Source organism: Xanthomonas sp. NCPPB 3959 (assembly GCF_056675575.1).
On the sequence record NZ_JBWWVR010000011.1, the window covers coordinates 115,544 to 130,131 of the forward strand.

Genomic DNA, 14,588 nt, shown 5'->3' on the forward strand with positions numbered 1-14,588 from the left:
CTTGGGCCCAGTCATTGCAGAAGCGTGGGCTTGATGGGCGCATGTGCCCGGCGGCTCAATGTGGGATTCGAGTCAGAAGCGCGTGCGTTTGTTGTGTCCCACTTATGCCGGTAACGCCGCGTCCATTGCTCTGGCTCGGATGACCTTCTCCAGCCAGACCCGCACCAAGCTCGCGGAAGATCACTCCAGCGACCGTGTCCCCGGCCTCCACAAACGGATCCTGGTCCACGTCCATGCGGGCAAGCGGTTGAAAAAGATTTGCCCCACCCTCCACCCAGCGCTTGAGTTGCGCAAACGCCAGATCATCGGTCCCTGCGGCTTGGGCGCAGGCCAACAGGTCCTTCAATGGGTAGATCGATCTATCCATTCTTACCAGTCGATGTCGTCAGGCATCCCATTGGGAATCCCAGCCATTGGTCCCGAGTAGCCGACGTTCTGAGCCAAGTTTTGGGCGGTATGCGTCATGCGATCAAGACGCTCCGGAACCTTGTCCAGGGCGAAGATGACCACTCCGAAGATGGCGATGTTGAGAAGCTTGTTGAAGATCTTGCGCATGGCTGGTTTCCTCCCGGATCAGGTGTTCGATTTCAGTTGAGTTGGACGTGCTGGGCGATGCCAAAGAGGCATAGCGACCACACGGCGATGACCACGACCGGCACCAGGCTGAGCAGCAGGCCGGTGGCGATGTGTTTGAGGCTGGACCACGGCCCGGTGAGCAGTTGCCAGCCCATCTGGCCGATGGCCAGGCCGCTGACCCCAAGGACGAGGAAGTGGAGCAGGGCCAAAGGGGTTGAGGCTGGCGGGTGCTGGGGAATCTTTTTCAAGTGGCTGGCGGTGGTGCTCATGCATTCCCTCCAGCGCTTTTCAGCTCCAACAGTGCTTCCAGCTGGAGATTCAGCACCTGCTCCCGAAGCTCGTTGTAAGCGAAGTTATAAAGCTGGTAGTCCGCAAAGCCGAGCTCGTCTCGGCGCGCACTCGCCTCGCGAATCTTTTCAACGAAATGGTCTTCAAGGGGAGCAAGGAAATCTCGGACGTTGCTACAGGCCTCGTCTCCTGCGGACCCTTGAGCCAACTTGAGAGCCTCAACCTGGGCTTCGAGCTTTTCATTGAGCCGATTGCGTTCCGCTTCGTATGCAGTGGCTGCGGCAATGCCTTCTTGGTGTAGGAACTGAAGTTTCATTAGGGTTTCCTTAGTTGAAATAGGGGTTGGATTCGATGCAATCAGCGATGGCGAGGCCAGCAACAAGGCCAATGAGCAGGCTTGCGGTGTAAACAGCGAGAGTGATAGTGAGCATTCCTTGGTTTCTTTTTACTAGCAGGAAAAAATTTCCCTTCCCTGACTTCAGGGTATTAGAAAAAAGAATTTTGGCAATACGTTTATAGATTCTTTTTAAGACTAAATATTTAAATTGACGAACCAAAAGCAGTTCCACCAAACCTTTGCACCGTCTCACATTTTCTACCAAACCGCATGCAAGGCGGAATCTGCCGCTTTTCTCCGCCTCTCATCCCAAGACGCTTTTAGCCGCTCTTGCTCTTTGCTCTAAAAGAACGCGGCGTTGCCGCGCTAAACAGCCAAAAGCATTTTGAGAGAGGGAGGCACCGAGCCAGGGCTCCCGCCCCGGCCACCGCTGCACTATCCCTGCCCCACGCTCGCCTGTCCCATCGAAAGGGGCAGCTGCCCTTTCCTGCAGCAGCGGATCGCCAGGCGCAAAAAAGGCGGCCATCGCTGCCCCGTCCCCGCCAACCCTCAGCCCATCAACCGCCCGCCTGGACACACCTCACGACCAGCTGGCGCACGGCCTCAGTCATGCGGATGCCAGCCCGGTTGGCGTCGATCAACAGAGCCATGCCGTCCTCTGGGGACACTTGGACGGCTGGCAGAGCGGCGTTGTAGGTCGTGCGATCCAGAGCGGCATTGATGCCCCACGGACGCGGGGTGCGGGGCTCGAAGGGCTGGCGGAGTTGGGCATGGAGGGTGATCAGCTGCGCCAGCGCCGCACGTGAGCTCAAGCCCTGCGATTGGGCCAAGTCATCAAACGCGGCTTTCGTGACCAGATCTATTTTCACCGGATGGATGGTCTCCACCCGGCGTTGAGTTTTTGGCTGCGGCTTGAGCGTGTAGCGGGGCGTCATGGGGTCCTCGGGCCGGGTCGTGGCAGCCAGGCCTGACGGTTGGCCTCCTCCTGGGTCAGCAGCGACGAGGTGTGGAGGCACCGGGCCAGGTGGAAGTAAGCCTGGGTGTGCGGGTAGCGTTGCAGGTGCTCGTGCATAGCTTTATCGAAATAGCAAACCGAGCCAGAGCGGCGTTCGTAGGCGTAGTAGCGTCGACGTCGTTCCGCCATATACGAAGTCCGCGCAGTCCCGCAGAGGCCATCGGCGGCCTCATGCTGGGTAGGGCTGGCATGGTGACGGGCCATTAGAAGCGCGCCCGGGCTGCGAGGGAGCTGGCGGCTGGCAGGGTGGCATGGAGGCCGACGGCGCGAACCATGGGCTTGAACGATTCCACCGCGTCTTTCGCGTCGTCGTCCGTCGCAAACATCACTTTGCCTTTCAGGTTGTCGCCGACTTCATCGCGCAAGGCAGCCAAGGTCTTGCCGAAGCGGGAGCGAGGCCCCTGGTTCCGTGAGTCCACCTTCCAACGCTCGATCACTTCGAAGTTTTTGGCATGGCGATGACCTTTCGTATTCAACTCTTCAATCGCCTTGTCGAATGAAGCCAAGTCAAAACTAATCGCTGAAAGCATAACGAGATTTCCATACCTGCCGCCGCCGCTAGAAGCGGCTTGGGTAATGGCGATGACCTGGGTTCCGTCGGTTGCGAGAGTGCGAATGTGCATGTCAGCGTCCTAATAAATGATTTGAGTGGAAGGCGCTTCCCCTCTACACAACCAGGTTATAACACCATAAATAATTCGCAATAGTTCTATAGATTCTTTTTAAGACTAAATATTAAATCTGACGATTGAAAAGAATATTCTGAAAATCTTTGCACTACTTCCCATTTCCTGCCAGACCGCAGGCGTGGCGGAAGCCGCTGCCGCTCTTCCCCCTTCTCTTCCAAGACTCGGCGGCAGCGCCGCCGGCTCTTGCCTTATCCGCTTTTGCTCTTTGTTCCAAACCTCACGCCCACAAAAAAGCCCCGGTTTCCCAGGGCTCCAGTTCAACCCATCGCCCCGATCAATCCGGCGTGTAAGGGTATGCGGGGTATTTTTCGTTCGGGTGCTTCTTCTGCCAAGCTTTGCCCTCGGCCGTCGCTAGCCAGTTCAAAAACTTGGTCGGGTGCTTGCCATTTCCTGCCCAGGTCGTGCCGTCCGCGATCTGATATTTCGGCGTCCGAGTTGCCGTTCCGCCCACTTTCCCGGCTTTCTTCTCGACGAATCCCAGCAGCGCGCCCAGCTCTCGCTTCTGCTGCGTCGTGTAGTGCTCTGCGTAGGTGCTTAAGAACTCCACCACCTCTGGAAAGCGTTTCGTGGCTTCGGCTTTGGCAATGTCTTTGGCCTCTTGTTCCAGCTTTACGAGAAGTGCCTGCGCCTTGGCTTTTTCAGCAGCGATGTCTTTCAGAGTGCGAGCCATGTTTCACCCATGCATTTGTAAAAAAGAACACCGATCCTGCCTGTTCAGCGGGTTGAAAACAAGGCTTACCTTTCCAACCCCTGCTTTTCTTTTCCTACTGCCAGTTCCAAAGGGCTTTTCCCCCGGAAATCGCACAACGAGGGATCCACGCCCGCGGCAATCAACCGCAAACAGCTCTCCGTGTCCCTGACCTGCGCCGCCAAGTGCAGGGGCGTCTGGCCGTTGTGGTTGAAACTCCCTCGCCAAGCCCCGGCCTCCAGCAGTGGCACCACCAGGCCTGGGTGCCCGTTGAGGATGGCTTGGTGCAGGGCCGTGTTCCCGCCCGCGCCTGGCGCATTGACCGCCGCCCCAAGCCCCAACGCCGCTTTCAGCAATCCTGCATCGCCCTTCTCAACCGCCTCGTCCAGGAATGCTTGACGCCCGCAGGTCTGCTGGAGGTGCTGCGCGTGGTGCTGCCGCTCGCGGAATGCGATGCCATCCATCGCGATGGCTGCGAGGGTGTCGGCGCGGTCCTGTCTGACCAGCTGCTCATCCAGGTAATCCAAGATCACGCCGCTCACCGGGGCCACGTCGCCGTCGTGGAGGGCCATGTCCACGCTCTCCGGAGTGATGGGCCCCAGCATAAGGATCTCTTCCCTTTCGCCTTGGCAATCCAGCACCAGCTTCACCCATGGCCACCCTTGCTCGGCGCCCCCTGCGGTCCAAGTCAACGCCCCGGAGCCGTCCACGCCATCTGCCGGCTGCTGAAGAAACGCAACGGCGGCATGGAAGACGTGGGCGGGGTGATGGTCGCCCTCGCCCAACTGGGATCGGACGTGGTTGGCGATGATCGAGGTCGGGGGCGATGCCCATGCCGGGTGTTCGAGCGTTTCGAGCAGCTCGGTGATGCCTGGGGATGTTTGCGTGTCCATCCCCAGGTTCTACCGTGCAATCGGCGGATGTAAAGCGGCCACCCGGGCGGCAGCAACGCCCCAGGCATCAGTGCCGCAATCCGGGCATTGAGCCAGTCCAACAGTGTCAGGGCGTGAGCGCAGCAACGAGGTGTCGGCGGTCATCGGCAAAAACAAACCCCGGCTTTCACCAGGGTTTGGTCGTCGGCACTTGAATGGGGGTTGTTACTCCCCCGCCCCCCTTCCCGGCTCACGTGACCGAAGGTTTCGTGAGGGGTTCCGTTCTTATTCGTTCTATCCGTTGCTTGGGTGCTGGTGGTCTGGACGACATGGATAGATTGAACACTGCCGATCCGCTCCGCTATCGGACTCAAGCACGACAGAGGCTCGGATTTTTCCTAACTTGCGGTCGGATTCGGCTTGCGCTACAAAGCACTTGCCTGCTCGGCTAAAGCCCAGGTGTTGTGCCCGCATAGCCACTAGGCTCCGGGTGCCCGAAGTTCTCTTCTAGAGGCACGGGAATCGTCCTTTGATTCCGGAGCCTTCTATGAGCAACAAGCGCCTCAAATCTCTTCGTATCCGTGCTTTTCACGCCCAGTCGGGCTGCTGTTTCTATTGCGGCCTCTCAATGTGGCTCGCCTCGCCTCACGAGCTGGGCTTGCGCCCCCGTTCGGTCGCCCCTTTCCGATGCACGGCCGAACACCTGCTGGCTCGCCAGGACGGCGGGAAGGGCGTGGCGGGCAATATCGTGGCCGCTTGCCACCTCTGCAATCAGCGCCGTCACAAGCGCCCCACCCCAGCTCCCTCACCGGAGGTGTATCGCATCCACGTCCAGAAACGGATGGCAAAGGGAAAGTGGCACTTTCCCCGCCCCCGATTGGCCGTCTCCGGCCATGCCCAAGCGATTACCATGGAACCGTCGGTGCGGTGACGCATCCCCACCGGCATTTCCAGGGGACATGCGGGATAAGAAATGGCAAAGGAATGGGTCCCGTCGTGGATGGGCCACCACGTAACGGGATCATCGGAGTGGCGCTTGCGCTTGGAGGGCCTGGAGCTCGCCTTGGCGTTGGAGGACCGCACCCACCGGGTCAACGTCGAGGACGAAGCCAGTTACCGCGTCAACGCCGGCACCTTCTGGACCGACATCACGTTCTACCCGGGGCAGAACCGGGAAGTGAAGGCCGATGGGTTGCCCAACGCCCGAGGCGCTGCCTTGGTCCAAGCGTTGAGCGTTGCGTTGGCGGAAAAGCGTCTGCGCGAGGACGTGACGTTCCTCAAGGGAGAGCAACGCACGATCGACACGTGGCTGGACCACAAGGCAAAACAAGAACGGGCTTGTTCGGAGCAACGCCGCTGGTTCACCCACGAGCAGCAAGCCGACGTCCTGGCTGCCCGCGCTCAGGTTGATCCTGCCGCCCTTCGGGCCCGTTTGAAGAAGCCGGGCGTGGCGGCCCGGCTGGGAGCGGCGGCCCAGGCAATCGAACGCTCGTTGGCTGCGTGGGAAGACGACCACCGCCCAGCCTGGGCCGCGCTCAACGCCGCCCATGTGGAACGCGAGTTGGTAGCCAGCAAGGACTTGCTGGACCGGGTGGAGAGCAAACCGCTCACCCCGGAACAGGCACGGGCCGTGGTGTGCTTCGACAACCGCGTGCAGGTGGTGGCTTCGGCCGGTTCGGGCAAGACCTCCACCATGGTGGCCAAGGCGGCCTACGCGATTCACCGTGGCTTCGTTGATCCCAAACGCGTCGTCTTACTCGCCTTCAATAAGCCAGCTGCGGAGGAACTCAAGGAGCGTGCGACTCAGGCCTTCGGGCGCTTAGGAATGACGGACGTGCAAGTGGAAGCATCTACCTTCCATGCCTTGGGACTAAGCCTCATCGGGAAAGCCACTGGGGAAAAGCCAGACATCCCTGAGTGGGCCACTGAGGCAGCCCAAGGGGTGCGAAAGCTCACCGAGATAGTGGACGACTTGAAAGATCGTTCGCTCACATTCCGCCATCAATGGGACCTATTCCGCTTTGTCTTTGGAAGGGACCTCCCAGCCTTCGGCGCATCGGAGCCGACAGACGTATGGGACGCACAAGGCAAGGGCGCCCTGGTGACCAACCGCGGCGAACGGGTGAAGAGCGTGGAAGAGGTGATGATCGCCAACCTGCTCTTCTTGAACGGGGTCGATTACCGCTACGAGGACCCCTACCCCCATCGCACCGCTGACGAAACGCACCGGCAATACAAGCCCGATTTTTACTATCCCGATCTGGACCTGTTCCACGAACACTTCGCGCTCGACGCCGACGGCATGCCGCCAACGCACTTCGAGGGTTACTTGGACGGGGTGATTTGGAAGCGACAGCTCCACGCGGACAAAGGCACCGCGCTGTTTGAGACCACCAGCCACGGGTTGCGCTGCGGAGACGATTTGGACCGCCTGCGTCGCGAACTGACCGCTCGTGGCTTGGTGCTCGATCCCAACCCAGACCGGCAGATCCCCAGCGAGGGCCAGAAGCCCATGGAGGCCATCGAGCTGATCGGGTTGGTGCGCACTTTCATGAGCCACGCCAAGAGCAACGGCTTGAATGCCTCGGATCTACAGACACGGTTGGACGCGATGCCCACCGCCACCTTCAAGCTGCGCCATCAGGCGTTCCTGGACATCGCCGTTCCGGTGATGGCGGCGTGGGACCAAGCCTTGGCGGCCGAGGATGGGATTGACTTTGAGGACATGGTCAACCTCGCCGCCGCCCACCTGGAAAGCGGCCGCGTGGAATCGCCCTACGACTTGGTAATGGCCGACGAGTTCCAGGATGCCTCGCGCGCCCGGGCCCGATTGTGCCGCGCATTGGTCCAGGACAAGGGCCGCTTCTTCTTTGCCGTGGGCGACGACTGGCAGTCGATCAACCGGTTTGCCGGCGCGGACGTGTCGGTGATGACCAGCTTTCGCCAGTGGTTTGGCCATGGCCAGGTGCTCAAGCTGGAGCAAACGTTCCGCTGCCCGCAGGCGCTGTGCGACGTCTCTAGTGCGTTTGTGTCCAAAAACCGCGGGCAGATCGCCAAGCGCGTGCATTCGGCCACCCCGGCTCAAGGCCCAGTGCTTCAGGCATTCCAGGTGGATAGCAAGGAACAGTTGGCCGACGCGATCGACCGCTTCGTAGTGACATTGGCCGAGGGAGTGCGCGATGGCACGAGCCTTCCGGGGCGCAACGGCAAGTTGTCGGTTTACATCCTGGGCCGCTACAACGCCGACCGGCAGTATGTGCCCATAAGGCAGAACCGGTTTAACCGCTGGGTGGACGTCTCCTTCTTGACCATCCACCGCTCCAAGGGCAGCGAAGCGGACTACGTCATCCTTCCGGAAATGATCAGCGCCCCACGTCGGCGAAGCTTCCCCAACACCCGGGCCGATGATCCGGTGTTGGCACTGGCGATGCCCGAGGGAGACACGTTCCCGCTGGGCGAAGAGCGCCGACTGTTCTACGTGGCCCTGACCCGCGCCCGGCGTTCCGTGGCCATGTTCACTGTTCGGGGCCAATGCTCGACCTTCCTTCGTGAACTGGAAAATGACCGAGCGGTGGTCATTACAGACACCGACGGCCAGGCTATCAAGGAAGCGTCCTGCCCCGCTTGCAAGCAAGGCGTTCTGGTGCTGCGCACGGGTCCGTATGGAGAGTTCCGCTCGTGCTCCAACTTCCCTGTGTGCAACTACAAACCGAAGGCGCGCGGCGAGGAAGTGCCTTCTGTCGCTAAACAACACACCACCACGTCCATGCAGGCGCGGCCCCGTAACGGCTCACGTTCAACAGCGTCAGCCGCACCCAATCTGGCAACCCCGCCACGCACCTCTTCAACCCAGCAAAACCCCCAAAGTCCGCGAAAAAATCCCCGAGGCCGCCCTTGAACAAGATTAACAACGCCCTGGAAGGGCTCTCGCAAAAATTTGACAGGGCACACGCGCTGCAATCGGCGACGATGGACCTATCACGGGAGCTCATGGTCGAGGAGACCGTCTTAGACGCGGCGCTCAAGTCCGCTCAGCAATCCGTGGAATTAGAGAAAAGTCTTGCGGCCAAGGGACCGAAGTATCGAGCACAGTATGAAAAATCGTATGCCCAGCTCCAGGCCATCCTTTCCGACCCATCAACATCGGACGGGACACCAATGGAGCGTCACCTGCTGCCGAACTTTGAGCGCATAGGCAGTCACGCTGATCCTGATATTCGACTGGCTATCGCGGCTAAGGTGAACGAACTGCGGAAAGAGCGCGACGCCTTTTTGTCGAAGGCCCATGCTCAGCTGGCAAGCGACCCACTGCTTCTGGCCTCCTTTGAAGACGCCCTTCGTGGACTGAATGGAGAGCACTACTGGGCGACACTGGATCCCAATAGCACCTTGAAACGAAAGGCGTAGTCGATGCCCAACCATGCGCGAAGCGCGATGGAGATGAAGTAAAAGACTGGTGAAGCGACCAAGCCCCTCCACTGACTATTCAAGAGTGTGGACGCTGGCCTACCGCAACGCACCCGCAAAGTGCTGGTCGAACAGGCCAAGCACGGGCGCCAGGAGTTGCCGCCAATCGGCAACCGAAGGGGCAAGCAGTTTCGTTGGCTATGGATGAAACGGGCATCATCGCGCGTCTGATGCGGTGCGTAGGTTGATCGCTCTGTATTGCCTCTGGTTGCCGTAACGCGGCCCGTTCTTCTCAAGCGTGGCGCAAAGCCTTCCTTCCCCACAGGGAGCTACGTCCGCACGCGACACGCGATCCAGGTAATCGATGGACGCTCGAAGCTGTGCAAGTTCGGTTCGCTTTTCGTTGATGATGCCCACCGAGTAGGCCACCGCCCCTAGGCCCAACACGCCGGCCACGAGCATCGTGGCGGATGCAATGCCCATGCGCCGCGTGATCCTTGTCTCCAAGGACTGCTGGGCCTGCGCATAACGTCGAGTGGCTTGCTGCAACGTCTCGTCCGCATGGGCCATCTCTTTGTTGAACCGCTTGGCGGCCGGTTCCAGCGTCTGCGTCAACGCCTGATTGGTCAGCTGCGTCAGCCTCGGCAGTGCGTTGTCCAATACCCGATTGACCTTGGCATCGGCGCTGCTGGCCGCGTGCTGGAGCACCTGGAGTTGCTCGGCGACCACCTCGCGCAACCGTTGTTCGCGCTGCTGCGTGGATGCCACCAGCGTCGTCAGCACTTTGACCGTTTCCTGCAACGAGGCGTTCGATGCATTCAACGTGGCCATCATTTCCGCCATTGCGGCGACGTCTTGCCTGTCCATGAGGTCTCCTGAGCTCGGCTGGTCACGGAAGCGATTTTGACTAACCGCCGCCCCCACCACCACCACCGCCGCCGTCTCCGCCTCCACCGCCGTCCCCTTGCGGACCGCTCTGCATCGGCCCCTTGGCAAACTCGGGCAAGGTCATCACCATCACCGGCCCGCGGCTGGTGTTGATCTCTGCTGAGACATCCATCCCCAGCGCTTGGCGCGTGGCGACGTGCTCTTGGGCCTCCTGCTGGGCCTGCGCCTCCAGGAACTCATTGCCTCTTTTGATCAGCGCCTGCGTTGCTGCGCTGTTGGCCACCCGATTCAAGGCCTGCTCGATCGCCAACTCGTTTTTGCTGTCGAGCGCATAGAGCACCTCGTCCACGTCCGGGTCGCCCGTGATGGATTTCCGCTCAGGCTGCGAAGAGTCGTGTGGCGCATCCCTTCCCCCTGACCCGATAGAACGCTGGGCTAGAGGTGGGAAGGCATCGGTTTGCTCGACCGCTTCACTGGGAGAGCGTCGTGCTTGCTCGTGCTGCGGGAACCCATCAAGGCTTGCGCCTTGCGCGCTTCGTGTGTCGTCGCGAACGAAGGGATAGGGTTCTCCACGGTCGCGATACTCCTTCCACTCCTGGTGAAAGCGTTCGTCTTCCCGATCGGCCGCCTCAATCTCTTGTTGCAGCTGGCGCAGCGAGCGCATGGTCTCTTCCAGGAACAGGGCGCCACCCGGGTCTGCGGCGCTGCGGTCCTGCGCCGGGGGCGATGGGGTGCGCAGGTCTTCGGCTTCCGCCGATCCGACGGGCAATCGATTCTCTGCACTGGCTTCCAAGGATTGCTCACGCGCTTGCGCGAGGTGTTCTGGGGGCAGCACCGGCGCGCCATGATCAGCGAGCAAGGCGTTTGAAGGACGGCGCTGTTCTGCCTCGGCTTCTCGCTCAGGCGTGGTAGACGCTGTGGAAAGCGATGCAATCAACGGTTCTGCTGTCGCAGGCGCCGTTGGGGCTATGACGCGAACCGACGCTGCCTCCTGCTCTCGCGTCGCGTTTTGCTGGCGGACCGACGCTTGCTCCATCTCTCCTTGCGGCGTTTGCCCGTAGTGATGCAGCGCTGACGTCCCCGCATCGGCCTGCGCGCTCTGAGAAGATTGACTGTCAGGCTCCGGGCCTTCGGAGGAAGACACTTGGACGCGCGCGGCGGCGCGGCTCTCCATTGCCTGCATTTCCAGCGCGCGCTCTGCCTCTTGTGCTTGATGCGGCTGCGCGTCACCTGGACCGGGCGTCTGCTTCAGTGGGTCAGGTGTGTCGTGCGCCAGGTTTTCGCCTGTCTGTTGGTTCTGTGTCTCTGGCCGCTGGCGCGCGTCTTCCTGTTGCGACTGAGGACTCGTTACTTGGTGAGCCAGCGCGGCATCTTGAGCATTCAGCTGAGAGTCTGGTTGCTGCGAGGCTTGCTGAAATTCGTCCTGCCCCTGCGCTTGCTGAGCCTGACGTTCCTGGAACTCAATTCGCGTTGCTTCTTGAACCTGGCGGTATTGCTGCTGCTCGCGCTCTTGGTTGTCCTGAGCCTGGCGCTCTTGCGCCTGACGTTGCTGGACGTCCCTTTCCTCATGTTCCTGCAGTTCGCGCTGTTGGCTGGTCTGCGCTTGGCGCTCCTGCACCTGGCGCTCTTCTTGTTCGCGTTGCTGCTCCGCTTGGCGTTGACCTTCCAGCACCGCGTGCGCCTGGACCGCTTGTTCGCTTTGTGACCTGTCTTCGTGCTCAGGCTGTGCCTGCTGGAGGTGCTCGCGCACCTGCGCTGTGTGTTGCTCTTGCGCGAGGCGATCTTGCTGTTCGCGTTCTTGCCGCGCCTGCGCCGCGACAGAGGCTTGCATGCGTGTCTGGATATCCAGCACTTGCTGCGGATTGGACGACTCGGAGGTCGAGGTGTCCGCGTCTGCCGTTCCCTCAAGCACGCGCCCAACGGTCGGCGATTCTCGCCGATTGCCTTGCGTCTCACTCAGCGCCTGCCGAATGTCATCGCTGCTGGTGACAGCCACCACGCGTGCGATGCCATCGGGCCCTTGCTGCAGGTGTGCGATGGGGCTGTCATAGCCGTATTGCCCGGCCTCGTTGCGCTGCAACTGCTGCATGGTCAGCCCGGTGATGCCGTTGTCGTCCCTGGTCCGCTGCGCGGCCAGCTCCACGGCCTGCTGGGTCTGCGGGTTGACGTTCAAATCAACGCCTGCGGCCCGGTAGCGGTGCAGCAGCTCGTTCTGCTCCATCTGCGCCGCCGTAGGCGCGGGACGCGCTTCAATCGCCGCCAGGGTCTCCTGAGCGCGCTCCAGCGAAGGCTGGCGCATCTGGTTGGTGAGCTCCAGCTCCACCGCCAGGTTGCCGGTCGCCAGCCCTTCCTTTCCAAGCCACTGCCTAGCCTCGTTGCGCTGGTAGGCCTGACCATCGTGGCCTTGAACCCGGTCCGGCTTGGCCTGGGCAGCTCGCACCGCCGCCGGCACCTCCACTCCATAGTCGCCGGCGCGCTGCGCGGCGTGGTTTTCCAGGTAAGCGGCGGCAATGGCTTCGCGCCCCGTGGAGATGTTGCTCTCGATGCGTGCCAACGCCTCCTGGTTGAGTTGCTGCACGCGTTCCGGGGGCGCGAGTTGGAGTGCGTAACTGCCAATCTCATCGGTGCCGGACGCGGCGGTCCTGACTTGGCGCTCCCAAGTCTGACGCTCGGGATTGCGCTCCCAATTCTGGTTGTCCAATCCCACTTGGTCGCTTGCCCGTGCGGGGAGGTTGAACGGGTTCTGGGGCGGCGGTGCTTTGCCCAACGCCAGCTCCACCGCCTTCGCGTTGGCCAGGGCACCCAGCTCCTGCGATTTCTCATAGCTTGCAACCACGGGCTGCTCGCCCGACGTGCGGCGGCCATCCTGGGCGAGGTCAATGGCGGCTTCGCGCTGGAAGTTGCGACCGTTGAAATTCCACTCCACGTCCGCTTTGTCGGTCTGGTGGTAGATGGCGCGGTTGTCCAGCAAATCGGCGCCTTTGTCGAACGCCTTGCTCATCAACAGCGCGTCGCCGACCACCAAGGCCGCAGGCACGAAGCCGCTGCCGCCCAGCGCTGCTGCGGTGGACGCGCCACCGGCCCAACCGCCGACGTTGCGGGCCAAGGCATGGGTGACCTCGGATTGCGCGGCGGTGGCGTTGCCTTGCTCCAACAACGCCGACGCCGTGCGTGCGGTCATGACCGCATCTGCGCCAGTGGTCAGAAGCCCACCCGCACGGGTCAGCCCCCGAGCAGATGCCTCTCCCATCAACAACTCCATGGCGGCTTCGCCACGTTGGCCACGAGGCACGCGCAGGTTATGTGCGGCTTCCGCACCGAGAACCTGCTCGACCTTGAGGATGCCCTGCTCAGACAAGACCACGCGCCCATCGTGGTGAGCATTTGCGATGGCGAGCGACAATCCGCTGCGCTGAAGCTCGATGTCCCCGCCTCGAATGATGGCGGTGTTACTGACCTGTATCTGGCTGAGCGTGGTGACGATGCGCGACTCGGAATGCGCAACAGCTCCCCATCCGTGGTCCACCCCCGTGAAGCCCTTCAAAGCCTCGATTTGCTGGGCGTGGGCTTGGTAGTAAGCAGGGATATCACGAAAGAACTGGCGAACTCTCTGGTTGGTTTGCGCCGGAACCTCACCTAATGGCGTGTTGGTGTTTAAGTCATTGTTGATCAATCCGACCTTGACTGTATCGCGCAGCTGCTCCACGCGCTTAGCAACCCGATCCATCGCCGCCGTGTCGCCTTCCAGAGCTGCCTGACCGTCCCGCGTCAATTGAATGCGATTCAACCGTTCAAGCATGCCCTTTTGGTATTCCGCTAAAGGGCCGCCGCTGTGCGGCGTCACCCCAAGCGCGTCAGCCAGTTGAGGACTAGCCGGCAGGAACAAGCGGTTCTCAGGCGCATGAATATGAAACTTCCCGACCTCTTGCAACCTTGCCAACAACTCGCTGTTCTTCAGCGTCTGCTGTTCGATGTTGTGATGGTCTTGGAAAAGTGTCCGATAGTTCGCCATAGATCAGGCTCCTTCCTTGCTGCCCGTGTTCGCAAATCAGCAGTTCACAACGTCATAAAACCAAAGCCCATTGGATTTTCTGGGCGTGACAATACCCGCCGCCTCAACGGCCTCCTTGAACGCTCTATCGCAGAAGACGCCGCCATGGAAAGACAACCTGAAAACGTGTGCAGAACCCAGCACCTCTCGCCGGAAGGCCAGCCGGATATCGCCTGTGAGGTCGTAGTATTTTCCCGCTTCGAAGTCGTCACTGATCTCGATGTTGAGCTCAGAGGCATCTTCGTCCAAGGCATCCAATGTGCGGACGACATCGCAGAGGAAGACGGTCGGACCTTTGGAACCATCGGCCAAACGATAGTCAGCTTCAGCGAAGGCGAACGCTTCCGCATCCACTGACTCCATCACACGGCGCAGCCGTTCGGAAACCAACCAATAGCCGCTGAAGCCTCCCTCTAGGTCTTCAGGCAATACACCCTCACTCGGGTGGTAAACGAGGCGCGGGGTTTCGCGCAACGGCGGGAACCCGCCCTCCTTTGGCTTTACGATCAGGCGCGGGGGTGTTCGCAGAACCTTCTCGTTTTCAAAGACCACCCCATGACCTTTTCCTCCACGCCGAGCGTCTGGCTGCACTTGGAAGAACGCCCCTTTCTTGGGTTCATTGATCATTGTCGTATTCCTACGTTGCGCCCAGTCAATAGACTCTAATTCTTCAAGTTCTTCTACGACGGTAAAGTCGCTTACAAGCCAACCAAAGGCGTCACTGAGGGCGTTGGCTATACCGTCTTGGCTATCGCATTCAACCGTGGCTTCGGCCGG

At 60.8% G+C, this 14,588-nt stretch carries 14 protein-coding genes; 2 read left to right on the forward strand and 12 right to left on the reverse strand.

All coding sequences use genetic code 11. The annotated features are described in order from the left end of the window. Positions 1 to 55: 55 nt before the first annotated feature. The 9 genes from AC1KVG_RS14275 to AC1KVG_RS14315 all read right to left on the reverse strand — a co-directional run bounded on the left by AC1KVG_RS14275 (position 56) and on the right by AC1KVG_RS14315 (position 4,486). Complete coding sequence (locus AC1KVG_RS14275) at positions 56 to 346, reverse strand: hypothetical protein (RefSeq protein WP_481094838.1); 291 nt, start codon at positions 344 to 346, stop codon at positions 56 to 58. A gap of 23 nt (positions 347 to 369) precedes the next feature. Continuing rightward, positions 370 to 555: a hypothetical protein gene (locus AC1KVG_RS14280; protein WP_039810225.1), complete on the reverse strand. Its 186-nt coding sequence runs from the start codon at positions 553 to 555 to the stop codon at positions 370 to 372. Between the two features lie 32 nt (positions 556 to 587). Then, positions 588 to 845 carry a hypothetical protein gene (locus tag AC1KVG_RS14285; RefSeq protein WP_481094839.1) on the reverse strand — a complete coding sequence of 86 codons (258 nt, stop codon included), beginning with the start codon at positions 843 to 845 and terminating at the stop codon, positions 588 to 590. Beyond that, positions 842 to 1,180, reverse strand: a complete 339-nt coding sequence (locus AC1KVG_RS14290; RefSeq protein ID WP_481094840.1) for a hypothetical protein — start codon at positions 1,178 to 1,180, stop codon at positions 842 to 844. Before AC1KVG_RS14290 ends, AC1KVG_RS14285 begins: the two co-directional genes overlap by 4 nt. A 10-nt stretch (positions 1,181 to 1,190) precedes the next feature. Continuing rightward, complete coding sequence (locus AC1KVG_RS14295; RefSeq protein ID WP_323538064.1) at positions 1,191 to 1,433, reverse strand: hypothetical protein; 243 nt, start codon at positions 1,431 to 1,433, stop codon at positions 1,191 to 1,193. Positions 1,434 to 1,758: 325 nt separating this feature from the next. Further along, positions 1,759 to 2,136: a hypothetical protein gene (locus AC1KVG_RS14300; protein ID WP_254806826.1), complete on the reverse strand. Its 378-nt coding sequence runs from the start codon at positions 2,134 to 2,136 to the stop codon at positions 1,759 to 1,761. A gap of 283 nt (positions 2,137 to 2,419) precedes the next feature. Further along, positions 2,420 to 2,839, reverse strand: a complete 420-nt coding sequence (locus AC1KVG_RS14305) for a hypothetical protein (protein ID WP_481094841.1) — start codon at positions 2,837 to 2,839, stop codon at positions 2,420 to 2,422. 340 nt (positions 2,840 to 3,179) lie between these two features. Further along, positions 3,180 to 3,575 carry a hypothetical protein gene (locus AC1KVG_RS14310; RefSeq protein WP_435815263.1) on the reverse strand — a complete coding sequence of 132 codons (396 nt, stop codon included), beginning with the start codon at positions 3,573 to 3,575 and terminating at the stop codon, positions 3,180 to 3,182. 65 nt (positions 3,576 to 3,640) lie between these two features. Further along, entirely contained in the window at positions 3,641 to 4,486 is an 846-nt protein-coding gene (locus AC1KVG_RS14315; protein ID WP_481094842.1) for an ankyrin repeat domain-containing protein, read from the reverse strand. A 952-nt stretch (positions 4,487 to 5,438) separates the two neighbouring features. Between AC1KVG_RS14315 and AC1KVG_RS14320 the strand changes: the two genes are divergently transcribed. Then, positions 5,439 to 8,363, forward strand: coding sequence for a UvrD-helicase domain-containing protein (locus tag AC1KVG_RS14320; protein ID WP_481094843.1), 2,925 nt, complete (start codon positions 5,439 to 5,441; stop codon positions 8,361 to 8,363). Next, positions 8,360 to 8,872, forward strand: coding sequence for a hypothetical protein (locus tag AC1KVG_RS14325; protein WP_481094844.1), 513 nt, complete (start codon positions 8,360 to 8,362; stop codon positions 8,870 to 8,872). Before AC1KVG_RS14320 ends, AC1KVG_RS14325 begins: the two co-directional genes overlap by 4 nt. A gap of 216 nt (positions 8,873 to 9,088) precedes the next feature. On the opposite strand, the gene AC1KVG_RS14330 is transcribed toward AC1KVG_RS14325, so the two are convergent. From AC1KVG_RS14330 to AC1KVG_RS14340, 3 genes are read right to left on the reverse strand one after another with little or no spacing between them, the layout of a single operon-like run. Beyond that, positions 9,089 to 9,739 carry a hypothetical protein gene (locus tag AC1KVG_RS14330; RefSeq protein ID WP_481094845.1) on the reverse strand — a complete coding sequence of 217 codons (651 nt, stop codon included), beginning with the start codon at positions 9,737 to 9,739 and terminating at the stop codon, positions 9,089 to 9,091. A gap of 40 nt (positions 9,740 to 9,779) precedes the next feature. Then, positions 9,780 to 13,772 (reverse strand): hypothetical protein, encoded by a 3,993-nt coding sequence (locus AC1KVG_RS14335; RefSeq protein WP_481094846.1) that lies wholly within the window; start codon positions 13,770 to 13,772, stop codon positions 9,780 to 9,782. A gap of 36 nt (positions 13,773 to 13,808) precedes the next feature. After that, the gene (locus tag AC1KVG_RS14340; protein ID WP_323536240.1) at positions 13,809 to 14,468 is read right to left on the reverse strand and encodes a DUF1629 domain-containing protein; all 660 of its coding nucleotides are present in this window, start codon (positions 14,466 to 14,468) and stop codon (positions 13,809 to 13,811) included. Positions 14,469 to 14,588 lie beyond the last annotated feature (120 nt).